This is a genomic window from Siminovitchia acidinfaciens (assembly GCF_003605385.1).
GTDB lineage: Bacteria > Bacillota > Bacilli > Bacillales > Bacillaceae_C > Siminovitchia > Siminovitchia acidinfaciens.
The window spans coordinates 797168-820999 of sequence record NZ_QYTV02000001.1 but is presented as its reverse complement, the minus strand read 5'-3'; the positions used below and the strand labels follow the sequence as shown (position 1 = coordinate 820999).

15 protein-coding genes and 1 other RNA gene are annotated in these 23832 nt (G+C 43.2%); 2 read left to right on the top strand and 14 right to left on the bottom strand.

Annotation, left to right across the window (positions count from 1 at the left end):
• The first annotated feature begins 20 nt into the window (after window positions 1-20).
• Window positions 21-890, top strand: a complete 870-nt coding sequence (gene opp4C / locus D4T97_RS03760; RefSeq protein WP_126048079.1) for an oligopeptide ABC transporter permease — start codon at window positions 21-23, stop codon at window positions 888-890.
• A gap of 800 nt (window positions 891-1690) precedes the next feature.
• Here opp4C and D4T97_RS03755 read toward each other — a convergent pair.
• The 6 genes from D4T97_RS03755 to mprF form a co-directional block, all read right to left on the bottom strand.
• Window positions 1691-4435 (bottom strand): M14 family metallocarboxypeptidase, encoded by a 2745-nt coding sequence (locus D4T97_RS03755; RefSeq protein ID WP_126047755.1) that lies wholly within the window; start codon window positions 4433-4435, stop codon window positions 1691-1693.
• Window positions 4436-4604: 169 nt separating this feature from the next.
• A complete protein-coding gene (locus D4T97_RS03750; RefSeq protein WP_126047753.1) occupies window positions 4605-5171 on the bottom strand; it encodes a DUF1641 domain-containing protein in 567 nt (188 codons plus the stop codon).
• Complete coding sequence (fdhF, locus tag D4T97_RS03745) at window positions 5164-8124, bottom strand: formate dehydrogenase subunit alpha (RefSeq protein WP_126047751.1); 2961 nt, start codon at window positions 8122-8124, stop codon at window positions 5164-5166. The genes D4T97_RS03750 and fdhF overlap by 8 nt, the downstream gene beginning before the upstream one ends.
• 413 nt (window positions 8125-8537) lie before the next feature.
• The gene (locus D4T97_RS03740; protein WP_126048077.1) at window positions 8538-9011 is read right to left on the bottom strand and encodes a CarD family transcriptional regulator; all 474 of its coding nucleotides are present in this window, start codon (window positions 9009-9011) and stop codon (window positions 8538-8540) included.
• Window positions 9012-9132: 121 nt separating this feature from the next.
• A complete protein-coding gene (locus D4T97_RS03735; RefSeq protein WP_164525457.1) occupies window positions 9133-10065 on the bottom strand; it encodes a bile acid:sodium symporter family protein in 933 nt (310 codons plus the stop codon).
• Window positions 10066-10301: 236 nt separating this feature from the next.
• Window positions 10302-12827, bottom strand: a complete 2526-nt coding sequence (gene mprF / locus D4T97_RS03730; RefSeq protein WP_126047747.1) for a bifunctional lysylphosphatidylglycerol flippase/synthetase MprF — start codon at window positions 12825-12827, stop codon at window positions 10302-10304.
• A 631-nt stretch (window positions 12828-13458) separates the two neighbouring features.
• On the opposite strand from mprF, the gene D4T97_RS03725 reads away from it, so the two are divergent.
• Window positions 13459-14775 (top strand): VTT domain-containing protein, encoded by a 1317-nt coding sequence (locus tag D4T97_RS03725; RefSeq protein ID WP_126047745.1) that lies wholly within the window; start codon window positions 13459-13461, stop codon window positions 14773-14775.
• 82 nt (window positions 14776-14857) lie between these two features.
• Here D4T97_RS03725 and ssrA read toward each other — a convergent pair.
• The 8 genes from ssrA to tpiA all read right to left on the bottom strand — a co-directional run bounded on the left by ssrA (window position 14858) and on the right by tpiA (window position 23709).
• Window positions 14858-15223: a transfer-messenger RNA gene (gene ssrA / locus D4T97_RS03720) on the bottom strand.
• Between the two features lie 113 nt (window positions 15224-15336).
• Window positions 15337-15804: an SsrA-binding protein SmpB gene (smpB, locus tag D4T97_RS03715; protein WP_126047743.1), complete on the bottom strand. Its 468-nt coding sequence runs from the start codon at window positions 15802-15804 to the stop codon at window positions 15337-15339.
• A 412-nt stretch (window positions 15805-16216) separates the two neighbouring features.
• Complete coding sequence (rnr, locus tag D4T97_RS03710; protein ID WP_126047741.1) at window positions 16217-18553, bottom strand: ribonuclease R; 2337 nt, start codon at window positions 18551-18553, stop codon at window positions 16217-16219.
• 17 nt (window positions 18554-18570) lie between these two features.
• Window positions 18571-19317 carry an alpha/beta hydrolase gene (locus tag D4T97_RS03705; protein ID WP_126047739.1) on the bottom strand — a complete coding sequence of 249 codons (747 nt, stop codon included), beginning with the start codon at window positions 19315-19317 and terminating at the stop codon, window positions 18571-18573.
• Between the two features lie 236 nt (window positions 19318-19553).
• Window positions 19554-19787, bottom strand: coding sequence for a preprotein translocase subunit SecG (secG, locus tag D4T97_RS03700; protein ID WP_126047737.1), 234 nt, complete (start codon window positions 19785-19787; stop codon window positions 19554-19556).
• 79 nt (window positions 19788-19866) lie between these two features.
• On the bottom strand, window positions 19867-21156 hold the full coding sequence (eno, locus tag D4T97_RS03695) for a phosphopyruvate hydratase (RefSeq protein ID WP_126047735.1): 1290 nt from the start codon (window positions 21154-21156) through the stop codon (window positions 19867-19869).
• 266 nt (window positions 21157-21422) lie between these two features.
• A complete protein-coding gene (gene gpmI / locus D4T97_RS03690) occupies window positions 21423-22955 on the bottom strand; it encodes a 2,3-bisphosphoglycerate-independent phosphoglycerate mutase (protein WP_126047733.1) in 1533 nt (510 codons plus the stop codon).
• The gene (gene tpiA / locus D4T97_RS03685; RefSeq protein ID WP_126047731.1) at window positions 22948-23709 is read right to left on the bottom strand and encodes a triose-phosphate isomerase; all 762 of its coding nucleotides are present in this window, start codon (window positions 23707-23709) and stop codon (window positions 22948-22950) included. Before tpiA ends, gpmI begins: the two co-directional genes overlap by 8 nt.
• Between the last annotated feature and the right edge of the window lie 123 nt (window positions 23710-23832).

The window sequence follows — 23832 nt, the reverse complement described above, 5'->3', positions numbered from 1 at the left end:
CTACAATCAATAATTTGAATATGAACCCCGGAATCCAGGAGAAACCTGAGACACTCACTAAAGTATTTCTTCGTAAGTTTTCAAGAAATAAATTGGCTGTATTTGGTTCTGTTGTACTGTTCGTCATCATACTTTCTGCTGCGCTCGCCCCTTGGATTGCCCCTTACGACCCAGCAACGACCAATCTGGCCAATAAACTGGCTCCGCCGAGTTCTGAGAACTGGCTGGGAACCGACCGTTTTGGGAGAGATATTTTTACCAGGCTGTTATATGGCGGAAGAATCTCACTTCTGGTAGGGTTTGGCTCTGTTGCGGGAGCTTTGCTCATAGGTACGACTATAGGCGCAACTGCAGGCTATTACGGCGGGGTTGTTGATGCCGTATTAATGAGATTTGTGGATATTATTATTTCGATTCCATCCATTTTCCTGTTAATTACGATTGTAACAATTTTCAACCCCAGCGTGGACAAGCTCATTCTTGTGTTTGCGGTTACCTCTTGGACAACAACCGCAAGAATTGTGCGGGGGGAATTTTTATCTTTGCGTACAAGGGAATTTGTACTGGCCTCAAGGACAATAGGAACGCGTCCTGTCAAAATTATCTTCAGCCATATATTGCCTAATGCAATGGCGCCCATTATCGTTACTGCTACTTTGCTGGTAGGGTATGTCATCTTGGCTGAAGCCGCCTTAAGTTATCTTGGACTCGGCGTTCAGCCCCCTACTCCAAGCTGGGGGAATATGTTGGAGGATGCCCAGAACTTTACCGTTCTGCTGAAAGCCCCATGGTACCCGGCATTCCCGGGATTGCTAATCTTGATTACCGTACTGTGCTTTAACTTTGTCGGTGACGGACTAAGGGATGCGTTGGATCCGAAGGGGAACTAGAAAAGCGGAAGCGCTCGGTTAGCGACGTACAGACTGGACGAATCCTGACGAGATAAAGGAAAAGGAAGTGCGGAGAGTGCTTGCTTATCGGCGACAAGCATAAGACGAGCGTAGCTGAAGGCGTAGTTTGCCTTCAGCTACGCTTGACTTATGACCTCGAGCCGATGGCACTCGTAGCCGGACAACACGCGAAGCAAAGCGTAGCGATGTTGACTTATCGTAGGAAAGCTACTGACTTCAATAACATCGTGTGTATCTTCCTCGAGTAAACTTCAAGCAGCTTTGCGACAAGATAACATAGCTTCCTGAATAAGCTATGCCTTGGAGCACCCAGAGGAGGGAAGTCTGCTAGTCGCTGAGCGCTAGAGCTGGACAATGAAAAGCGGAAGCGCTCGGCTAGCGACTTACAATCTGGATTTTCCCTAAATAAAAAGCGTCCCATTCATGTTCTTCTAAGATCATGAGTGGGACGTTTATTTTTTAGGAGAGAATTCATACGGACAAGGGTTCCATAGTTACCGAATTAACAATTTTTCCACATAATCGGTAACCATGAACACGTTATAATTACCGTGGCAGTGATATTTCCACATGCACGGTAACCATAAACCAGCCATAGTTACTATCGCAGTGATATTTCTTCTTGATCCGTCACCATGAGCTTTTTAAACGTAGAATGTTCCTTGCAAGTATCACCAATCATAAAGCAAGTTTAATCTACTAGAAAAAAATCCATGATTTGATATTTTCAAAGCCTAGCATTATTATTACAGGACCCTTCCCAAACCAATTATCTGCTACTACTTCTTTTTATTCCTTGCCATATAAAGTTTTGCACTCTCTTGGGCCACATGGAGGCCGACCGCCTGGTTTTCTCTCCATGCTCCGTTGAACTCAGAAAGAGGGGGATTGGTTTCATATACATATCTTGAAATTTCCGGTGTGAATCCCGGACGTTTTCGCTTCTGGATAAACCAATCGGTAAAGCCGCCGCCCGAAGGATTCGGCCCCGGATATACCAATCCGTAACCTGTCATCTTGCCGATGGTCTTTGCATAAGCATGATCGCGCCTATAATCGGCACTTTTTTGCTTATAATTCCAATAGAGAATTTTTCCGCTGCTATGGTAGGCCACCGCTATTTCAGGCCTGATTTCCGCCTCCAGTTTCAAAACTGCTTTTACTTCCGAGGCAGTTGCCGGTGCCTTGCCTTTATAATTTTTATAGCTGGGACGGCCGGGATTGCCTTTTATCGTTTTCCAGCCAGCATCATATTGGCGGTTCAAATCTACTCCCTTGCCATTCGCTTTCCACCGCTTGAAGTTTGTACTTCCGTTGTTCATGACAATTAACGAAGCATGGGTGTTTTTAGGAAATGCCTTTAGACCCTGCTGCTGAAGAGTGACTCCATCCGGATTGACCATAGGGATAAACCAGATCGTTGTCTCATTCAATATTTTCCTAACATCATAACCTTTAATTTTGCTATTTTTTTGATAGGCCTTGGCATATTGCTCAACCATGTACATATTCAAGTTTGTGGTCAGCCACTCCCTGGCATGATGGGAACCATTAATAAAGGTCGTAGGCTTTCCTTTTCCAAGCGATACAGCATAAATATTCCTGCCATACTCCGACTTCCCTACAACCTTGTATTTGATTAAGTCGGGATAGGCTTTCTGAAGCTTGTTAATATCTTCAGCCATGTGGTTATAGGAATATACCCTATTTGGATTTACAAAAGATATATCTGTTGCCTTGCCTACATCTTTGACATGAATATAGCCAGTTCGCTTTTTTCCCTTCACAACAACGGTTGACTTAAACCAACTGCTGCTATGGTAATAATATTTTAATTGGTGGCCCTTTTTATAAGTTTTAAGTTTTGATGATTTGCGGTCAGGCTTGCTGTAAACATATGTAGAAGCGTTCTTCGCAAAGCCGGTAAAGACAGGCGGCTTATCCCCGACATCTTTTTTATGGACATAGCCTTTTCGAGATTTTCCACTTACTTTAACAGTCGCTGTATACCAGTTGGAATTGTAAGGACGGTATTTTAAAGATTGCCCTTTTTTATACGTCTTTAACTTGGAGCCACTTTTACTCATACTTCCGAATACATAAGTCGAGTCTTTGAGGGCGTAGCCCGTTAAAAGCGGCGGTTTATCGCTTACGTCATTTTTATGGATATATCCGGTTTTAGATTTTCCGTTTACTTTAACTGTTGCTGTATACCAGTTGGAGTCATAAGGACGGTATTTCAGGATGCTCCCTTTCTTGTATGTCTTTAATTTGGAGCCCTTTTTGCTTCTGCTTCCGAATACATAAGTTGAATCTTTCAGTGCATAGCCTGTTAAGAGCGGCGGCTTATCAGTCAGATCCTTTTTATGGATGTATCCAATTTGGTTCTTCCCCTTGACCGCCACATCGATTTGGAACCAGCTTGCATCGTGTGCCCGAAATTGAAGTATCGAACCTTTTTTATAGGTTTTTAACTTAGTAGATTTTCGATCACCCTGTTCGTAAACATAGGCAGGATCAGCGAGTGCATACCCCTTTAATTTCGTTTCAAGTTTTCCTATATCTGCAGCTTGTATGTAGCCATTTTGGGCTTTTCCATTCACCTGGACCGTTACTTCATGCCAGCCTTTTGTAAAAGTCTTATAATCCAAGATGGTTCCATACTCATATGTCTTCATCACTTTCGAAGCTATGGAAGCTGTTGAATATGCGCGTACTGGGCTTTTAACAGCCACGCCTTTTTGCGATTTCTGCGGTGTAACAGCTGTTTCAACGTCGCTTTTGCTTAAGAATCCTGTTTTGCCATTAATAGGTACTGCTGTCATATACCAATCTTTGTCAATATCATGAAATTCTAATATATAACCTTTTTTATATGTTCCTAGAATTGTGTATCTATCTTCATCATAAACCTTCGTCTCGTCTCTAAGCGCAATTCCCCTTAAAAGTACCTCTGATTCAGAAGTAACTGAAAAAGCTTTTGGTGCAATCAGCTTTTGGCTGTTCTTTTCCGGCTGCTCTTCAGGTTCATTCGTTTTAGGATTTAATGTAATCTCTATAGTTTTATCATTGCTTTCTTGCTTTTTTGTCTCTAAGTCATTATTATTACTCTCTTTATCTTCTTCCATTTTTTCTGCCTGGTATTTTTCTATATCAAAGCCAGGCTTCAACCGCAACTTTCGAAACTCCTCCGCATCATCGCTCGGTATAATATGCAGAATATTAACATAGCCACTCCATTCAGTCCGCCCCTCGGAATCTTGCAAATAACGAACGAATGATACTTGATCCTCAGTCTCTATTAATTCCACCGTTGTATCGTCCGGGATGCTCACTAATACTTTGTCTGATTTTCCGTCCTCAAACAGCTCGATTTCCTCATTCGGCTGCTTCGCAAATAACACTACCTCTTCTATTTCTTCCTGTCCGCTCTCCTCTTGGGCGAAAGAAGATTGTGGAAAAAGCTGAATAATCATTGCAAATAAAATAATATATATAATTGCACTGTTATACCGTCTTGACATATAGTCACCCATCTTTCCTTAATCTCTTGTCCTGCAAAATGGCCAAAATAATAGCCGCTCCACTATGCAGGCATTATTATTATCGTAAAAACTTCGTATTTATTTAGGAATAGAACAAATATTTCGTTTTGCACTTTTCAACAAATTTCGCGCTAAAAAAGCCGAGAATTCATCCTCGGCTTTTTCCTTTCTCCGGCTCTTGCGTTTCTCCCGTATTTACCTTAGGAGACACAGTGGCCGGCTCGTTTTTTTCCAATTCACTTACATCCGTTCCCATACCTTTTAAAAATTCGAGAAGCAAAGTGATGGACCGATTGATCTCTGGGTCCTTTAGGGCGCGCGCCATGCCTAGATAGCTCGTCTTTTCACCCTCTTTGTCTTCAAGTTCAGCAACCCGGGCAATTCCTGCATTTAATTTCAACAATACAGGCTCGAGTTGGGTTACATTGATCATTCCGATAGTTCCCACGAGCAGCAAAAGGTTTTTAAGCGAATTTTTATTTTCAGGCATATTAGCCAGGTTGACTGCGATGTCCAGCACTTTATCCCCTTGCCCGAGCAGACCTTTGGCCATGTCAAGAATTCCCCTTTGCTTTAGATAGCCCATCACTTCCATGACTTCCAATATGGAATCTTTGTTGGCCAAAAGTGCATCTTCAATTTCCAAAAGGTCCTTCTTTCTTTGCTCTTCCTCATCAACAGGCTTGAATTGAATGTTTTTAATCGGCTCAGCCATTCGTCTTCAGCCCCTTTCTCTTTACAAGGTCACCTGGAAATACATAATCTTCCCTTGCCCACTTCCTCTCAACCTCCACGCCTTTTTGAGGATTCGGATTTCCAAAACGGTGGTTGTTACTTGGCAGAGGATCTTTACCTCTTTCTTCCACTACTTCCATTTTCACCATGATATCCTTATAAGCTGGCGTATCCGTGTCTTTATCAGCGTAACTGCTCGTCAAAAGGTTAATCGCCGCATTACCCATGTCGTTCATCGGCAGATAGACTTCCTTCCCTTTCACCCGGTCTGTGACATGACACCTGACGACTACCTGTCCGTAAGGGGAAATCAATCTGACTTCTGTGCCACTCGTAAGCCTTCTTTCTTTTGCCAGCTCTGTGGAAACCTCAAGGAAAACACTCGGTGTCTTCGATGAAATCCCTTTTGAGCGGTAAGTGAGATTTCCTTCATGGAAATGCTCCAGCAAGCGGCCATTGTTGACATGGATATCGTATTTATCTTCGTATTCAAGCGGTGTCGTCCATTTGACCGGGAAGAGCCTTGCTTTCTTATCCGGGAACGGGAAGCCGTCCGTAAACAAAAGCGGCGTGTCCGTCCCGTCTTCTCTGACCGGCCATTGAAGCGAATTATAGCCTTCCAACAAATCATATCTTACGCCGGCAAACAGCGGCGCAAGCTTTGCCGCTTCTTCCATGATTTCGCTTGGATGCTCATATTTCCACTCTGCGCCAAGCTTGTTGGCGACGTCCATAATGATTTGCCAGTCCGGTTTCGATTCTCCGAGGGGTTCCAACACCTGATAAAGTCTTTGAAAACGACGCTCTGTGTTGGTAAAAGTCCCTTCCTTTTCAAGGCTTGGTGAAGCAGGAAGAATGACATCTGCATATTCTGCAGTTTTCGAGAAGAAAATATCCTGAACAACAAAGAAATCCAGTTTTTCAAAACCTGCCCGGACATAGTTCACGTTCGAATCGACAAGGGCCATTTCTTCTCCTTTGATATACAGGGCTCTTAGTGTGCCATCATGCATCGCATCAACCATATCATGGTTATTTAAGCCCGGATGCTCAGGAACTTCGCTGCCCCACGCTTCAGAGTATTTGGCGCGCACATCCGGGTCAGCCACTTTCTCATAACCCGGCATTCTGTCAGGCATGCTGCCAAAGTCGCTGGCCCCCTGCACATTATTATGGCCGCGAAGCGGATAGGATCCGCATCCTGGACGCGTGTAATTTCCGGTGACTAGCAAAAGGTTGGAAATGGCTGTACTCGTATCGCTTCCGCCCAACTGCTGAGTGACGCCCATTGCCCAAAGTACAGCAAGGCTGTCAGAGTCTCGAATCATTTCGGCGATTTGGATCATATCTTCCTTGGATATGCCCGTTACTTGTTCGGCATATTCCAATGTATATTCTTCAAGACTTTTACAGTATTCGTCGTAGCCATTTACCTGGTTATCTATGAATTCACGATCAGCCCACCCTTGGTCGATGATGTACTTCGTCACCGCGGACAGCCAGACAAGGTCCGAAGAAGGATTCGGTTTCACGAACAAATCCGCCCGCTGGGCCATCTCATGCTCTCTTAAGTCCGATACAACAAGCTTCTGCCCTTTGAGCTTATGGGAACGCTTGACACGGGTGGCAAGAACCGGGTGCGATTCGGCTGTATTTGATCCGATGATCAACACCATCCCCGCTTTTTCAATATCTGTAATGGAGCCGGAGTCTCCGCCATAACCCACTGTGCGGAACAATCCCATCGTTGCCGGAGATTGACAGTAGCGAGAGCAGTTGTCGATATTATTTGTTCCGATGACTCCCCTTGCCAGCTTCTGCATTAAATAGGACTCTTCATTCGTACATTTGGAAGAACTGATAAAGCCGAGCGCATGGGGACCCGATTCCTCCTTGATTGCACTCATCTTTTCAGCGATCAGATCCAGTGCTTCGTCCCATTCCGCTTCTCTGAACACATCGCCTTCACGGATAAGCGGCTTTGTCAGACGGTCTTCGCTGTTTACGAAATCCCAGCCGAATTTCCCTTTGACGCATGTGGAAATGCCGTTGGCAGGAGCCTCTGCATTGGGCTCCACTTTCAAAACTTTTCTCCCTTTTGTCCAAATGTCGAAACTGCAGCCAACTCCGCAATAGGTACAGACCGTTTTTGTCTTTTTAATTCTTTCCTCCCTCATGGCTGCCTCCATGTCTGAAATCGCCAAAATGGAGCCATAGCCCGTTTCTATGTCTTTTGTAAGGTCAATCATCGGACGCAGGGTTTCCCGCTTGAGTCCAGTCAAATATCCGGCTTCGCCGGTCATCCCTTTTTCCATCATCGCATTGCACGGGCAGACAGTGGAGCAGTGTCCGCAAGACACACAGGATGATTCATTGATGGGAACGTCATTATCCCAGATGACGCGCGGCTGTTCCCTCTCCCAGTCAATGGAAAGCGTTTCGGTTACCTGGACATTTTGACATGCCTCTACACACCGGCCGCACAAAATGCACTGATCGGGATCGTAGCGGTAAAAAGGATGTGAATTATCCACCTCATATGGCTTCGGTTCAAAAGGGATGCTTTGGTGATTGATTTGCATGTCTTTTACTGTGTTATGTATTTCGCATGTGCCATTATTGTAGTCGCAGACGGTGCAATACAGCTCATGATTATGCAGTATTTGATCCATTGCAATGACTTGGGCTTCCCTGACTTCTCTGCTGCCCGATTCAACTACATCCCCGCTCTTGATTTCTGTTGAGCATGACCTGACAAACTCCCCGTTCACCTTCACTATGCAAGTGTCACATGTTTCGATCGCTCCCAGGCTTGGGTGAAAGCACACATCCGGAACAGAAACATCAAGCGCTTTCAACGTTTCCATTACAGTGCCTGTCCCCTTCACCTGAATCCTCTCTCCATCAATAGTCACTTTGAATTCCGATGCCAACTCAACCTCTCCCTTCTGCAATCATTTGAATGTTCTGATTATAAAAGAGTCTACCACTATAGCGTATATTTTTCAAAGAATGCATTGACAATCACTTACTAATTTACCCTATTCATTCAGCCTGCAAACATAGAGAAAGGCGAAACGCGCGGTAGCTTTAGGCGACAAGCACCCGGAGAATTTTTGGGGAGGGAATTCCTCAGCCATCACAGCTAAGCTACTAACTCTTAATACCCTATGTAAAGCATCATTGAATAAACTATTGTGCAATTTTTGACCTCGAGCCATTGGCACCTGGAGTTATAGATATCGAACTCTCGTTTTAAATAGAAAATTCTGTCCATTTTTATATTTTCTTTTAACAAAAATTAAAGGGATCTTTTCTCCATCAATCAAATGGAGAAAAGATCCCTTTAACTTGGCAATTCCAATAAATTTTCCGCCTGACTTTCACTTATATCTTTGATTAAAGCCAACTCGCTAACAACCAGTCGCTTCGCATTATTAAGCATTTGTTTTTCACTGGCGTTGAGCGGCTTTTCCTTATTCCGATACAGGAGGTCACTCACCACTTCAAGGCTGGCTTCAAGCTCGCCCGTCTTAATCTTCTCCATGTTAGAACTGTACCTTTGTTTCCATGGAAGCTCGGATCCATGCCCTGCATCATAGAAATCCTGAAGCATTCTCTTTGCTGTCTGTTGATCAACAATTGAGCGCAAACCGGCTTTCGATGCTTTTTTTACGGGCAGCATTACATCCATGCTGCTGCTTGGGATAGTGATTAAACAATAGTTCTCCATCTCACCGCGAAAATCTTTCTCTTCAATGGCTTTCACAACACCTGCTCCGTGCATCGGATAAAATACTTTATCACCAACTTGGAACAAATTGTCCACCTCCAAATTTGCTAACATGTTCATTATATCACAAGTTAACAAAATTGGCAAATTTATTATTTTAACACCTATCATATACATAGTCAATACATTTTTTCAAAGAATGAGTTTTCTATATTTTCCCCAATTTAGCTGCAATCCATGCTCCTAACGACAAATTCAAGACCGTGTTAATAACTGCCGGAACAGCTGCCAAGAAACTAATATGATTTATCGCTAAAATGGCCGCAAGTGCCGTGTTGCAAAGTCCAGCTTCAAACAGAATTGCTTTACTGTCCATAGGGTTAATCTTAAGTTTTCTTGATACCGCAAAAACTGCGATCATCGGGAGAATAATTTGCGCAATCGTAATAAGTATGAGTATTGGCAGCAGCTTCAAGTTAACTTTTATTAGTGCCTGCGAACCTGCCACTACCGACAAAACAATGGCAATCAATGTGATGGAAGAACAGAATCGGACGGCTGGACGCACTCTATCTACAAATGAGGGCAAATACCTTTTGATAGCCATACCGGCCAGAATGGGTAGCAGTACAATCATCAGCATTTGTGAAACCAAAGACAAATAATCGATTGGGATCAAATGTCCGACAGCGTGTTCCATAATAAATGGAGTAAGGATCGGACTGATCAAAGTATCAACAACCGACATGGTGATGCTTAAAATCACTGTTCCATCGGCTATAAATGTATATAAGCTGGCAGCCGTTGCGCTGGGCACACTTCCTGCAAGTATGAATCCGGCAAGGATTTCATGGTGTTGACGCAAAAAAAGCATTCCCAATCCAATAGTTAACAAGACGGTAAAAGTCCATTTAAATACAACGCCAAACAAAACTGTCCTAGGCTGCTTAAATACATAGGAGATACTTGCCGCTGGAATGGTTAATCCCATTAAAAATAAAATAAAGCCCAACATAAACCCAGTCCAGTCCATCAAAGGATTAAACAAGGATGGAACCCAATAAGCGAACAAAGCGGAAATAACTATCCATGCCGGTAAATATTTGGTAACTGCATGATTGATTAAAACTATAAACTTCAAGCTAAATCCTCCAATATAGAGCTTTAATTATTAACGGCAGAGCTTTCGGTATACTGCCTGTTAAGCTGCTATAGACCTCTTTAAACTTCCAATATCGTTTTGAGTGCTGGACCCTTGGTCGTCATTACCTTGCGAATTGGCTGAAAACCTGCTGGCTTTCTATTGGTGTAACGCGATTGCAATTCAAAAGACGGCGACCTCATTTCAGGTCGCCGCCATCAAAACAACTTGGAAAATCAACCTGAACGCTGTCTTTTCCTTCCAATCAAATTAGTTACTTGCAGCATTGTAATCGGCAACGATGACTTTTTCCTATAGGCCATATATTTTGAGTCCCACTCATCCACATACTTCTCTTTAAATTGTCTCAGACCCTTAAAGTGATAAAAAAATTGCCCGTGAAGATAAATTTGGGAACCAATTTTTTCACCCAAAAATGAATACTTGGAAAGCCCTACATTGGAAAGAGGAGCCATTCCCAAATTAAATCTTCCATACCCCTCCTCCTTTGCCCATTCAAACAGTGACAGGAAAATAAAATCCATTGTTCCAGAAGGAGAGTTCTGCTTAAAACGCATCAAATCAACTGAAATTGTGTGATGGTCATCATAAACAGGCATTAGGCTTGAAAAGGCCGTTACATACCCATTTTCATCTTTTAAAATAGCGATATCAGATTTATTCAAATAGGACTCTTCAAAAAAACCCAAGGAATAGCCTTTCTCTCTTCTACCCTGAAGCCAATCATCTGAGACTTCCTTCAAATTACTAAGTGACTCAGAGCTGAAAGGCGGTTTTATTATTTCAAAAGTATAATTTTCCCTTTTAAACTTATTGATTACAGCCCTTTCTCCCTTCATTTTTTTGCCTGAAAGGGAGAATTCATTTAACTCTACAAATCCCTCTTCACCCAGCTTAAAAAAGTCAAATCCGCTTTCATGTAAATATGGTAGCATGTTCATGCTGACTTCATAAAATACAGGCGTATAGCCGTAAAGGTCCGACACCTGTTGAAACTCTTCTATGGCCGAAGGCATATCCTTTCGATCCCCAACCGGATCTCCTAAAATGATTAGTTTATCGGCATACATTTGATAAGGAAAAAGTACGGTTTTTTTGCTGTTCCAAAACAGATATTTATCATGCAAAAAAATTAAATGGGTGAGCACATTGCCCCCATATTTGTTAACATGTTCGTAGACTTCCTCTTCTTGAAAAACGGACTTTTCCATGATCATCTTCCGCGGTCTGCCGATAATATACCCAGCAATGAATACAAGTACCGCAATCCAGAGTCCGATAAAGGCACTAAAAAACAAATCTTGATAGTCTGTTATGACATATGGCAACAACTTTGTAGGCAAGCTTACTTTTGCTTCCGGTAAATTTAAATAGCCAATCAATACATACATGAATGTAATAATGAAAATGATTGCAACATCAAAAATTGTTTTACTCCATGACAAAACATAGCTCTGCCTATAAAATCGATCCTTTGAAATTCTTAAAAGCAATACTACTACAAGAAGAAAGATTGCCTCCTCATAGTCCAGGCCTTTAAAAAGAGAAAGAACCGCAGCAATCGACAAAACAGCCATCGCTATATGATATGCCCGCTTTACCTTGTACTCAATTCCCCTTGAAAGGCCTAAAAGCACAAAGCCGGCAGCTACCGTAAGTTGATGAGAGACATTCATGATCGGAAAAGATAAAAATTCTTCAGCAAGCCTTAATCTCTCGACAATTCCAGGAACTGATGCCGACAAAAGCAACAGGAGGCCCGAAATAAAAACCAAGACGGTAAGGATAAAGTGGCTTACCGTCTGAATAACGCTGTTCGGTACGTTATCCCATGCCTCATTCCATCTGTCCCAATAATCTTTGAGAAATAGCGCACCAGCAATTAAGAAAGGTATAAAAAAGTATCCAATCCTATACAGCATCAAAAGAACAAGCACTTTTTCATCCTGTATCCCTAAATAATCTGTTCCCCAGATGAAGACAAGATCAAATGAGCCCAGTCCGCCTGGAATCATACTGACAATCCCCGCACAGCAAGCAACGATGAATACGGAGAATAAATCGTGAAAACTAATTTGTATATGGAGCATCCTGACTAAAAAACATATGACAATAAAAATGGCTCCCCACTCGCAAAAAGAAACTAAAACCAATTGCGCGCGGACTTTAATACTCATGTCAGTGCCCTTTTTATGAATGACAAATAATAAGACTGGAAGATAGAGCGCTACTACAATCACAGCCAAATAAAGCCATTTTGTATTCACCAGAAGTGGAATGTCCCTGTATCCCGCTAGAATAATCCATGAAAACAAAGATATCCCTGTCAGGTAAAACAAGGATACAGAAGCGATTGTTGTTAATACTTTTTTCTTTTCTAACTCACGAGTTCGATAATAATAGGTTCGGATCATCAATCCAATCAGTCCGCCAAAACCGATTAAGTTGGAAAACGTATTGGCAACCAGCGACTGCTTCACCAGCTTCTTTTTCGGAGTGTCAATACCCAACAATTTGACCATGATTACATCATAGAAAAACATGGGGACGATAGCTGCGGCTACTACCAATAATGTGACGGCCATATCCCAAAATTGAATTTGAGCCATTTCTCGTTGAAGCAGGGGATAATCCAAGCCCTTAATGAATTTTTGGATTTCATAACCGGCCAGAATTAATAATGCAAGAGGAAAAATGACCTTAAGATAAGATAAAATCCTGTTGAATAATGAGTTTTGCATATACATCCCCTATTCTGGACAATAACAGCAGGATAGTTTTATTATTAAAGTTTCGAAAAGCTCATCCTTTATTTATAAAGTATCACCTGAAAAGCTATTCAAACTATTTTCTCATTATATCAGTATTTATTTTTTATAGAGGAAAAAAATTGAAAAGCATCCCTGAATGAATACCGCCAATGATTGAATTCAACTATAGCCGCTTTTTTCAGCCTTTGATTCAACAAGTTCAAGCACCTGTATGAGAGTGATCATTGATCATTATATCGGTTTCGTAAAATTTGGGTCCTTAGTTACTGTGTTATCAATTTTTCCGCTGCTTCGGTCACTTAGAGCTCCTCTTAGTTACCGGGTTATCAATTTTTCCGCTGCTTCGGTCACTTAGAACTCTCCTTAGTTACCGGGTTATCAATTTTTCCGTTGCTTCGGTCACTTAGAACTCTCCTTAGTTACCGTGTTATCAATTTTTCCGTTGCTTCGGTCACTTAGATGAATACTGCCATTGATCGATTTATGAATGTACCTAAAACTACCTGCGCACATTACATTCATAGTCGTTATCAAGAGGGTTTGAATATATAAATTAAGGTTACATTAATAAAAGTTTCCTTTTAAAAAGGGAGAAGTTTATATGCAACTATTGACAGGGTTAATAGAACATTTCGGATATACAGTCTTATTTATGTCCCTTATGCTGGAACTTATTGCCCTCCCATTGCCGGGAGAATTTCTAATGGGGTATGCCGGCGTTCTTGTTTTTCAGGGAAAGATGAATTGGACGGTGAGCATATTAATAGCTGGAACGGGCAGTTGTACAGGTATGACACTATCATATTTGATAGGTCATAAATTGGGGGCTCCTTTTTTTTATAAACATGGTCACCGGATTCATTTTGGGCCGGAACGACTTGAGAAAACTTCAAGTTGGTTTAAAAGACACGGAAATAAGTTATTGATCATTGCATATTTCATCCCTGGAATTCGTCATGTTACCGGCTATTTTTCCGGTATTACCCGTCTGCGATTTAGTACATATTCAATCTATGCTTTTACTGGGGCTTTTATTTGGACAAGTACGTTTATTTCCCTCGGGAAGTTACTTGGCCCTCAATGGGAGCAGTTCCACACCTCAATTAAGAAATATCTGCTTCTGGGAAGTATTTTTTTGCTTATCATTTTTACTATGGGCTATCTTTTAAAAACATACAAATTGAAAATCAAAGTTCTCTTATTATTAGGGCTTGGTAAAGGCGCCCAAAGATTTCAATCTCTCCGGCGGCTAAGATTTTTAATCGGAGCGATTACTGTCATATTTTTAACATTTGTCATTATAATGGGAAGCTTAATTGAGAATTACTTAAATAACGAATTTAAGCAATTTGACGATCTTGTCATGACCTTAATCCCTCTAATCTTCAATGAAAAATGGGGAGTATGGATGAAATATTTTGGGATGTTTTCAAGCGTAAAAGCATTAATATCACTTGTGGTGTTTTCAGTCATTTGGATCTTGATTAGGGGAACAGAAAAGAGAATAGAATCTTCATTCTTGCTTATCATCGTTATTGGTGGAGAAATTTATGAAGAAGGAATAAGGCGTTTATTTCATCATTTACATCCCGTTCATGCACTCTTGCCTAAATATGTTTTATACCCTTTTCCAAGTGAACAAACCTTAACAGCTTTTGTTCTCTATGGTTTTTCAGCATATCTTTTAATAAGGCACTTAAAAAAAGGGGCATTCAATATCCTTATTATAATCATGACTGGCATCACGATTATGATGGTTGGATTAAGCCGAATTTATTTTTTGCAGCAAAGCCCGAGTGATGTGGTAGCCGGCTACGTTTTTGGAGGCGTTTGGCTAAGTCTTAATATATTAATTTTGGAGGTTTTTCGTTTCTCCCATAAGCTTGGTAATATGCCGGACTTTGAAGCGGGGGAATGATTTAAAACATAAAAAAACTGCAAACATTTAGTGTCTGCAGCTGGTTTACTTTATAAAAATAAAAACCACCAAATTATGTATTTGGTGGAGACGGTGGGAATCGAACCCACGTCCAAGAATATCGGCACTCAAGCATCTACGAGTGTAGTCGATATATTAGCGTTTCGCGTCTTCTTCAGCCTATCGACGGGCTTCCAAAGCGCTAGCCTGATTAGTCTCTTCCATGGTCCTCAGGCGGAGGACGTCCGGCGTAGCCCACTGAAAGTGAGACCCTTACCCTACCACATGGGCGATGGAGGGAGGATCCGCGTTAGGCCTTAATTAGGCAGCTAAAGCGAGGTTATCGTTAGATTTGCCAGTTATTATTGGCGTTGACGTTTTTACGAGGACGATCCCCTCGACTCGCAACTCGAGCTCGACCTATCCCTGTCGAATCCAAAACGTCCCCATATAAGAGAAACACCTTTTTCTGTAAAAAGGATCGTTTCGGGGTACCCTGTCTATCGGGTACAGCTTTATTATAGCAGAAAATGATAAAATTTCAAGGTCTGCAGCCGGTATTTACATTTTTTGCCGTTCCCTGAACGCTCTTTCAATATCGCGTTTTGCTTCTTTCCTCTTCAGATCGTCACGTTTATCATATTGCTTTTTACCTTTACCAAGGCCTATGAGTAATTTGGCAAAACCGTTTTTCAAATAGAGCTTTAACGGCACAAGCGTATATCCCGCTTCTTTTGTTTCACCAATCAGTTTATTGATCTGCTTACGGTGTAAGAGCAATTTCCTCGTTCTAATCGGGTCATGGTTGTAACGGTTGCCATGTTCATATGGGCTGATATGCATGTTGTGGATAAAAACTTCCCCGTTTTGGATGCGGGCAAACGAATCTTTCAAATTGACCCTTCCCGCGCGGATGGATTTAATTTCCGTCCCTTGCAAAACGATTCCGGCTTCATACGTATCCTCTATGAAATAATCATGGTTCGCTTTTCTGTTTTGTGCAACCAACTTCCCTTCTTGCTTAGCCATCTGGTATCCCCCCCTGCATTCTACATGATAAACCATTATAACATGTGAAATAAAGAAAAGCGCAAGCAGCTTGCTCGGCGAGGGCAAACAAGTTGATTCCCGAGGAGACAGTTCTTCAGCCAAGCAGCCTACTTGAAAGCAGCTTGAGAAGCTCCTTTGAAGATGCTCCTTGCAGCTTTGCGACGAGCTGAACAAGACTCTCCTTCAAAAATGCTATGGCGCGGGAGCACTTTTGCTTCCTTGCAGGCTCGTGACCTCGACTTAAGCGTCACGTACTGCGGTGCCGTCGACACTAGGACCGACTGTCCGTCGGCAGGCTCAAGCAGCGACGTCCTGTCGCATCGCCTGCACTAGAACGTCCTGTTCGTCGGAAGCTGGACAAAGAAAAGGTTAGAAGCTTCCACTTCTAACCTCAACGTCTTTTCCCACGTTTGGCATTTCTCACATTGGCAGGTTTATTATCATAGGACTTTTTCTTTTTCCGCGGTTTTCTTGTCGTCCACTCACCGTCATCACTGTTTCCCTGCGGACCCCTGCTCTTTTTCTCGCCGCCTTCTTTCAATTTGACGATTTTTTTCGGACCATCATTAGCAGCGCGCCGTTTGCTGCCCTTCATTCCTGCAATCTCAAAGTCGATGGAATGCTCGTCCTTGTTGACATTAATCACTCGGACAGTCACCTCATCGCCGATACGGTACACATTACCGGTACGCTCGCCAATCAAAGCAAACTGTCGTTCATCATAATGGTAGTAATCATCCGTCATATAGCTGACGTGAACAAGACCCTCGATTGTATTCGGAAGTTCAACGAACAAGCCGAAGTTAGTCGCGGAGCTGATAATTCCATCGAATTCCTCGCCAATTTTATCTTCCATGAACTCCGCTTTTTTCAATTCATCCGTATCTCGTTCCGCATCGACGGCACGCCGTTCTCTCGAAGACGTATGCTGAGCGATTTCATCCAACTGTGCATTCCACTTTTCACGGGTTGCTGGATCGACTTTTTCTTCAAAAAGATACGTCCTGATCAGCCTGTGTACAATCAAATCCGGGTACCTTCTGATCGGTGAAGTAAAATGCGTATAAAACTTCGTCGACAGCCCGAAGTGACCGATGCTTTCCGGAAAATATTTTGCCTGCTGCATCGAACGGAGCATGACCGTCGAAACGACCAATTCTTCCGGTTTTCCCTGTACAGATTCAATAATCTCCTGCAGCGCCCGCGGGTGAACAACATTAGCAGTTCCCCTCACAACCAGTCCAAAATTCGTGATGAACTCAAAGAACCTCTGCAGCTTCTCTTCTTTCGGGTCTTCGTGTATACGGTAAATAAAAGGGACTTCCATCCAATGGAAATGTTCAGCCACCGTTTCATTCGCCGCCAGCATGAATTCCTCAATGATCCGCTCACCAATTGACCTCTCCCTTATAACGACATCAATGGGTTTGCCATCTTCATCAACAATAACCTTTGCTTCCTTAAAGTCAAAGTCGATGGCCCCGCGTTTCATCCTTTTTTTCTGTAATATCCCCTGCAGTTCCTCCATCAGCTCAAACATCGGAACAAGCGATTCATATTTTTCACGCAAAACCGGATCTTTGTCAATCAGGATTTTATTAACGTCAGAATAGGTCATCCGTTCAGTTGTTTTTATAACAGCTGGAAAAATTTCATGGCTGACAACCTCTCCGCTTGAATTCAGTTCCATCTCACAGGATAATGTAAAGCGATCTACCTTAGGATTAAGTGAGCATATCCCGTTCGACAGCCGGTGCGGAATCATTGGGATAACACGATCCACCAAATAGACGCTTGTTCCGCGTTCATACGCTTCTTGATCGATTGACGATCCTTCTGTTACATAATGACTTACGTCCGCAATATGAACACCAAGCTTGTAATTTCCGTTATCGAGTTTCGAAAGAGTTACCGCATCATCGAGATCCTTCGCATCTGCGCCGTCAATCGTTACAATTGTCTGATCCCGCAGATCACGGCGGTTTCCAATATCATTCTCATCAATGGTTTCCGGCACGTTATTGGCCTGCTCCATCACTTCGTCCGGGAATGCGAGCGGCAAACCATGCTTATAGATAACGGATAAAATATCCACCCCAGGATCGTTTTTATGCCCTAGTATTTGGATGATTTCACCTTCCGCATTTTTGCGATTCTCCGGATAGGTTGTAATCTTGGCTATGACCTTATGGCCTTCGACGGCCCCCATGCTTGCATTTTTTGGGATAAAAATATCATCGGCTATCTTTTTGTCATCCGGGATGACAAAACCGAAATATTTACTTTCAGTGTAAGTTCCAACTACTTGGACAGTTCCACGTTCTAGAATACGCACAACTGCCCCCTCTCGCCGTGCTCCTCCAGTTGACGGGGATACCCTTACAAGGACCTTATCTCCATTCATGGCTCCGTTAATTTCATGCGGAGGGATAAAAATGTCATCCATCCCCGGCTCATCCGGCAACAGGAAACCAAACCCTTTGGCATTTCCCGACAATGACCCCCGGACAAGATTCATTTTTTCCGGAACACCATAGCGGTTGCTTCTCGTCCGGACAATTAGCCCTTGTTCTTCCATGACCACAAGCGCTTTTACAAAATCCTTGAAGTTTTCCGAACCCTCGATTTTGAATTCCTCTTCAAGCTCTTTGACAGTTAACGGCTTATATGCCTCATCTTTCATATAGGTCAAAATTTGATCTATATACTGTTGCAAATTTTCTTCCATTTTGCTCCTCCTCTCTTCTATACTGTCCAATCCAGTCCTTCCAGAAAATGAAGGACATCTTCATGGAGCTGTTCTTTTTCAGCATCCAGTGTGATAACATGGCCGGAATGTTCATACCATTTCAAATTTTTTTCGATGGATTCCGCCTGCTCATAAATATACTCTGCACTTCCGGGGCCAACAATTCCATCGTGTCTTGCCTGTACCACAAAAAGTGGAGCATAAATCATATCCACCTGACTACGGACATCCTCGTTCAGCTTCCACAGTGCTTTCAATGTTTTCATGGGTTTTTCCCGAAACTCATCCATTTCCGTTTCGATCTGTTCTTTAGATTTTCCTTCGAGCCGTTTATATTCTCTCGCGTAATCCAACACCCTTTCGTACATAAACTCTTCATCTTTTATGTACATTGGAGCACACATCGGAACAATCCCTTTTACAGGTACAGTGTAGCCCAATTTTAGGGAAAATACTCCGCCCAGGGATAATCCCGCAACGGCAATTTCATCGTAGCCCCGTTCTTTTAAAAATTCATACCCGCCAAGTGCATCAGCCCACCAGTCTTTCGGGCCGCTTTGAACAAGTTCCTCAGGCGGTACCCCATGCCCTTTATATTGAGGTGCATGGCATGTATAGCCGTTCTTTTCCAAAAACCTTCCCAGCATTCTTACATCGGCTGTATTTCCTGTAAAGCCATGCAGCAGAAGAACCGCACGCTTTCCCGATTCAAAAGTAAATGGCTGAGGAGCTTTGATTTTCATATGATCGATCCCCTTTTTGTCATTCCATCATAGGTGTATTACCCTATTTTACGCAAACTATTGCAGGACAATCCAATGATATACACCAAATTATGCTTGATGTCCGAATGGGCCGCCAAAAAAAGGAGTTCGCGCAAAAAATTCAATCATCATACAATCATTCAAAATACCGCGTATTTCCTTCCATAAAAAAATAAAAAACCCGGTCCTTCACGAACCAGGTTTACATGCCATTATTAAACTTCAAAAAAGGCCACGGCCATCGTAAGCAAGAAAAATAATACTGATAAAACGATCGTGATGCGGTTGAGGACAAGATCCATTCCGCGGGCTTTCTGCTTTCCGAAAAGCTGCTCCGCACCTCCGGAAATTGCCCCGGAAAGCCCGGCACTTTTACCGGATTGCAATAAAACAACGATAATTAAAGCGATCGAAACAATGATCAATAATGTAATAGCTATCGCATGCACTGAAAAACACACCTCCAGGCCCTTAACAATAATTTAAATGTAGCATAATCAGCCCCTCCGGACAAGAGGGGCTGTAAAATTAATTAACGTTATAAAAAGCTTTCATGCCAGGGTAGATGGCAGTTTCTCCAAGTGTATCTTCGATGCGGAGAAGCTGGTTGTATTTGGCCACACGGTCCGTTCTGGACGGAGCTCCTGTTTTAATCTGACCGGCATTTGTTGCTACAGCGATATCAGCGATCGTGCTGTCTTCCGTTTCACCGGAACGGTGGGAAATGACGGCAGTATAGCCTGCACGCTTAGCCATTTCAATCGCATCAAATGTTTCAGTCAATGTACCAATTTGGTTCACTTTGATCAAAATAGAGTTGCCGACGCCTTTCTCGATTCCTTGGGCAAGTTTTTCAGTATTTGTAACAAAAAGGTCGTCACCCACAAGCTGTACTTTGGAGCCGATACGCTCAGTCAACAGCTTATGGCCTTTCCAGTCGTTTTCATCCAAACCGTCTTCAATCGAGATGATCGGATATTTGTTCACAAGCTCTTCGTACCAGTCAACCATCTCTTCGGAAGTTCTGACGACGCCCTCACCGCTTAAATGGTACTTGCCGTCCTCTTTATTATAAAGCTCAGAAGAAGCGACATCCATTGCAAGCTTGATTTCCTCGCCTGGTTTGTAACCTGCTTTTTCAATGGCTAACATCAAGGTTTCCAAAGCTTCTTCGTTGGACTCCAAGTTCGGTGCAAAACCGCCTTCATCACCAACAGCAGTATTTAAGCCTTTTTCTTTCAGGACCGCTTTCAGGCTGTGAAAAATTTCTGTACCCACGCGAAGCGCTTCTTTGAAGCTGGGAGCTCCGACAGGCATAACCATGAATTCCTGGATGTCCACGTTGTTATCAGCATGCTCTCCGCCGTTTAAAATGTTCATCATCGGAACTGGAAGCTGTTTGGAATTGAATCCGCCTAAATATTGATAAAGCTCAAGGCCAAGCAAGTCAGACGCCGCATGGGCAACTGCCATGGAAACACCCAAGATGGCATTAGCACCAAGCTTACCTTTGTTATCAGTGCCGTCAAGCTCAATCATAGCCTTGTCGATTCCGATTTGGTCTGTGACATCCATGCCGATAATTTCTTCGGCAATCTTTTCGTTTACATTTTCAACAGCTTTTTCTACACCTTTACCCAGGTAGCGTCCTTGGTCACCGTCACGCAATTCTACCGCTTCATACTCACCAGTGGAAGCACCACTTGGTACGAGCGCACGGCCAAATCCTCCTGATTCTGTAATGACTTCCACTTCTACTGTCGGATTGCCGCGGGAATCCAATACTTCGCGTGCATATACGTTTGCTATGAATGGCATGAAAATCTCTCCTTGTTTTTAAAAGTAAAAGCATTTTATGTAAAGCTCGGAACGCAAGCCTTTTGTTTGTTCGTCGATAGACAGACGTTCTCCACTTATATCTAGCTTCAACGGACGGAATGTCCTGGTACCGCCACAGGTCGCGGCGATCTAAGACGGCTGAGCGCGCATAGCGCAGGATCAAGCCAAGCGCTTCTGAAGGCAAAATACGCCTTTGCCAACGCTCGTCTTGTGCTTGTCGCCGATAGCAGGCGCTCTCCGTTCTTCTAATAAATCAAACTGCTGCCTGTCATTTCAGCCGGTTTTTTTACATTAAGCAAGTCCAGCATCGTAGGCGCCAAGTCAGCAAGGATGCCTCCGTCTCGCAGTCGAATCCCGTTCTTTGTAACAATTACCGGTACCGGATTCGTCGTGTGAGCGGTCATTGGCGTACCTTCCAATGTCAAAACTTCGTCCGAATTTCCGTGATCCGCTGTAATGATGGCTGTACCGCCTTTTTCCAAAATCAGATCTACTACACGTCCAAGACACTCATCCACTGCTTCAATGGCGTCAATGGTCGGCTGCAGCATACCTGAATGGCCAACCATATCAGGATTTGCAAAGTTCAGTATGACAGCATCAAAACGATCATTCTCAATTTCTGCACATAAAGCATCGGTAACTTCATAAGCGCTCATTTCCGGTTTCAAATCATATGTTGCCACTTTTGGCGAGTCAATCAAAATTCGCTTTTCTCCCGGAAATTCATCCTCTTTACCGCCGCTCATGAAAAAAGTGACGTGAGGATATTTTTCCGTTTCTGCAATCCTCAGCTGAGTTAATCCTGCTTTGGAAATGACTTCACCAAGCGTTTGATCCAGGTTAACCGTTTTAAACGCGACATATCCATCTACTGTTTCGGAAAAATGGGTCATGCAAACGAAATGCAGATCCTTTGGACGATTCTCACCGCGATCGAACCCATGAAATTCTTCATTAGTAAACACATTTGAAATCTGAATCGCACGGTCTGGACGGAAGTTATAAAAAATGACAGAATCTCCGCTTTCAATCGCGGCATTCGGCTTTCCATTTTCATCTGTTATGATGGAAGGTATCATGAATTCATCGAAGATTCCATGCTCATACGAGTCTTCTATCATTTCCAGCGGATCGGAATATTGCGGTCCTTCGCCGAAGGCCATCGCACGGTATGCTTTCTCCACACGATCCCAGCGTTTGTCGCGGTCCATCGAATAGAACCTTCCGGATACGGTGGCAAACTTGCCGGCCCCTATTTCATCCATTTTTTCCTGGGCTGCTTTAACATATTTTTTAGCTGTTTGCGGGCCGACATCCCTGCCGTCCAAGATGGCGTGTACATATACCTCTTTCACACCCTGATCAGCCGCAAGCTTTAAGAGAGCATACATATGGTTAATATGGCTATGTACCCCGCCGTCTGAAAGCAAACCCATCAAATGGAGCTTTTTCCCATTTCCTTTCACATGCTTGACAGCGTCCAGAAATGTTTCGTTTTTCTCAAACTCTCCGTCCCTGATTGCAATATTCACTCTTGTCAAGCTTTGGTAAACGATTCTTCCTGCACCAATGTTTAAATGCCCCACTTCAGAATTTCCCATCTGTCCTTCCGGAAGGCCGACCGCTTCCCCGCATGCCGTCAATTGGGTATGCGGGTACGCATCCCAATAGCGGTCATAGTTGGGCTTTTCTGCCTGTGCCACGGCATTTCCCTTTGTCTCTTCCCGAAGACCGAAGCCGTCAAGAATGATCAAGGCTGTAGGTGATTTACTCATTGGCGGATGCCTCCAGTAATTTCAGGAATGAGTCAGGATCCAGACTTGCTCCACCAACAAGCGCTCCGTCAATATTTGGGCAGTTCATGAATTCTCGGATGTTTTCCGGCTTCACACTTCCACCGTATTGAATCCTTACAGCATCAGCTGCACCTTTTGAAAAATTGCTTTCAATCACTTGGCGTATATGACCGCACACTTCTTCTGCGCCATCAGCCGTCGATGATTTGCCTGTACCGATTGCCCATATAGGTTCATAGGCAATCACAAGGCTTTTCACCTGATCTTCAGACAGTCCCTGAAGCGCTTTTGTCACCTGGCTTTTGACGTGTTCGTTCGTTTCTCCGTTTTCCCATTGTTCCAATGTTTCACCTACGCAGACAATCGGAGTCAAGCCATATTGAAAAGCCGATAGGACTTTCTTATTCACGGCTTCATCCGTCTCATTATAGAGTTCACGCCGCTCGGAATGTCCTAATATGACATGGGAAACGCCGATCCCTTTCAAAGCCGCAGGACTGACTTCACCCGTGTATGCACCCTGTTCTTCGTAATGCATAGTTTGAGCGCCGACTTTCACATTATACCTTTTAACATCGTTCACAAGGCGGTCGAGAAATAGGAATGGTGCGCAGATAACCGTTTCAACCTGGGCACTTGATGGTACCATGCCTTTTACTTTCTCGGTAAAGTCTACCGCCTCTTCCATTGTTTTGTGCATTTTCCAATTACCTGCGATAATCGGTTTTCGCATGCAGTTTCATCCTTTCAATCTATACAGGTGCATATTTTAGTGCTACGAAAGTATAAAATATTAATTTTTTTCGGACAGAAAGTCCTAGTGCCGACGTCGTACAGGAAGTACTAGTGCAAGCGA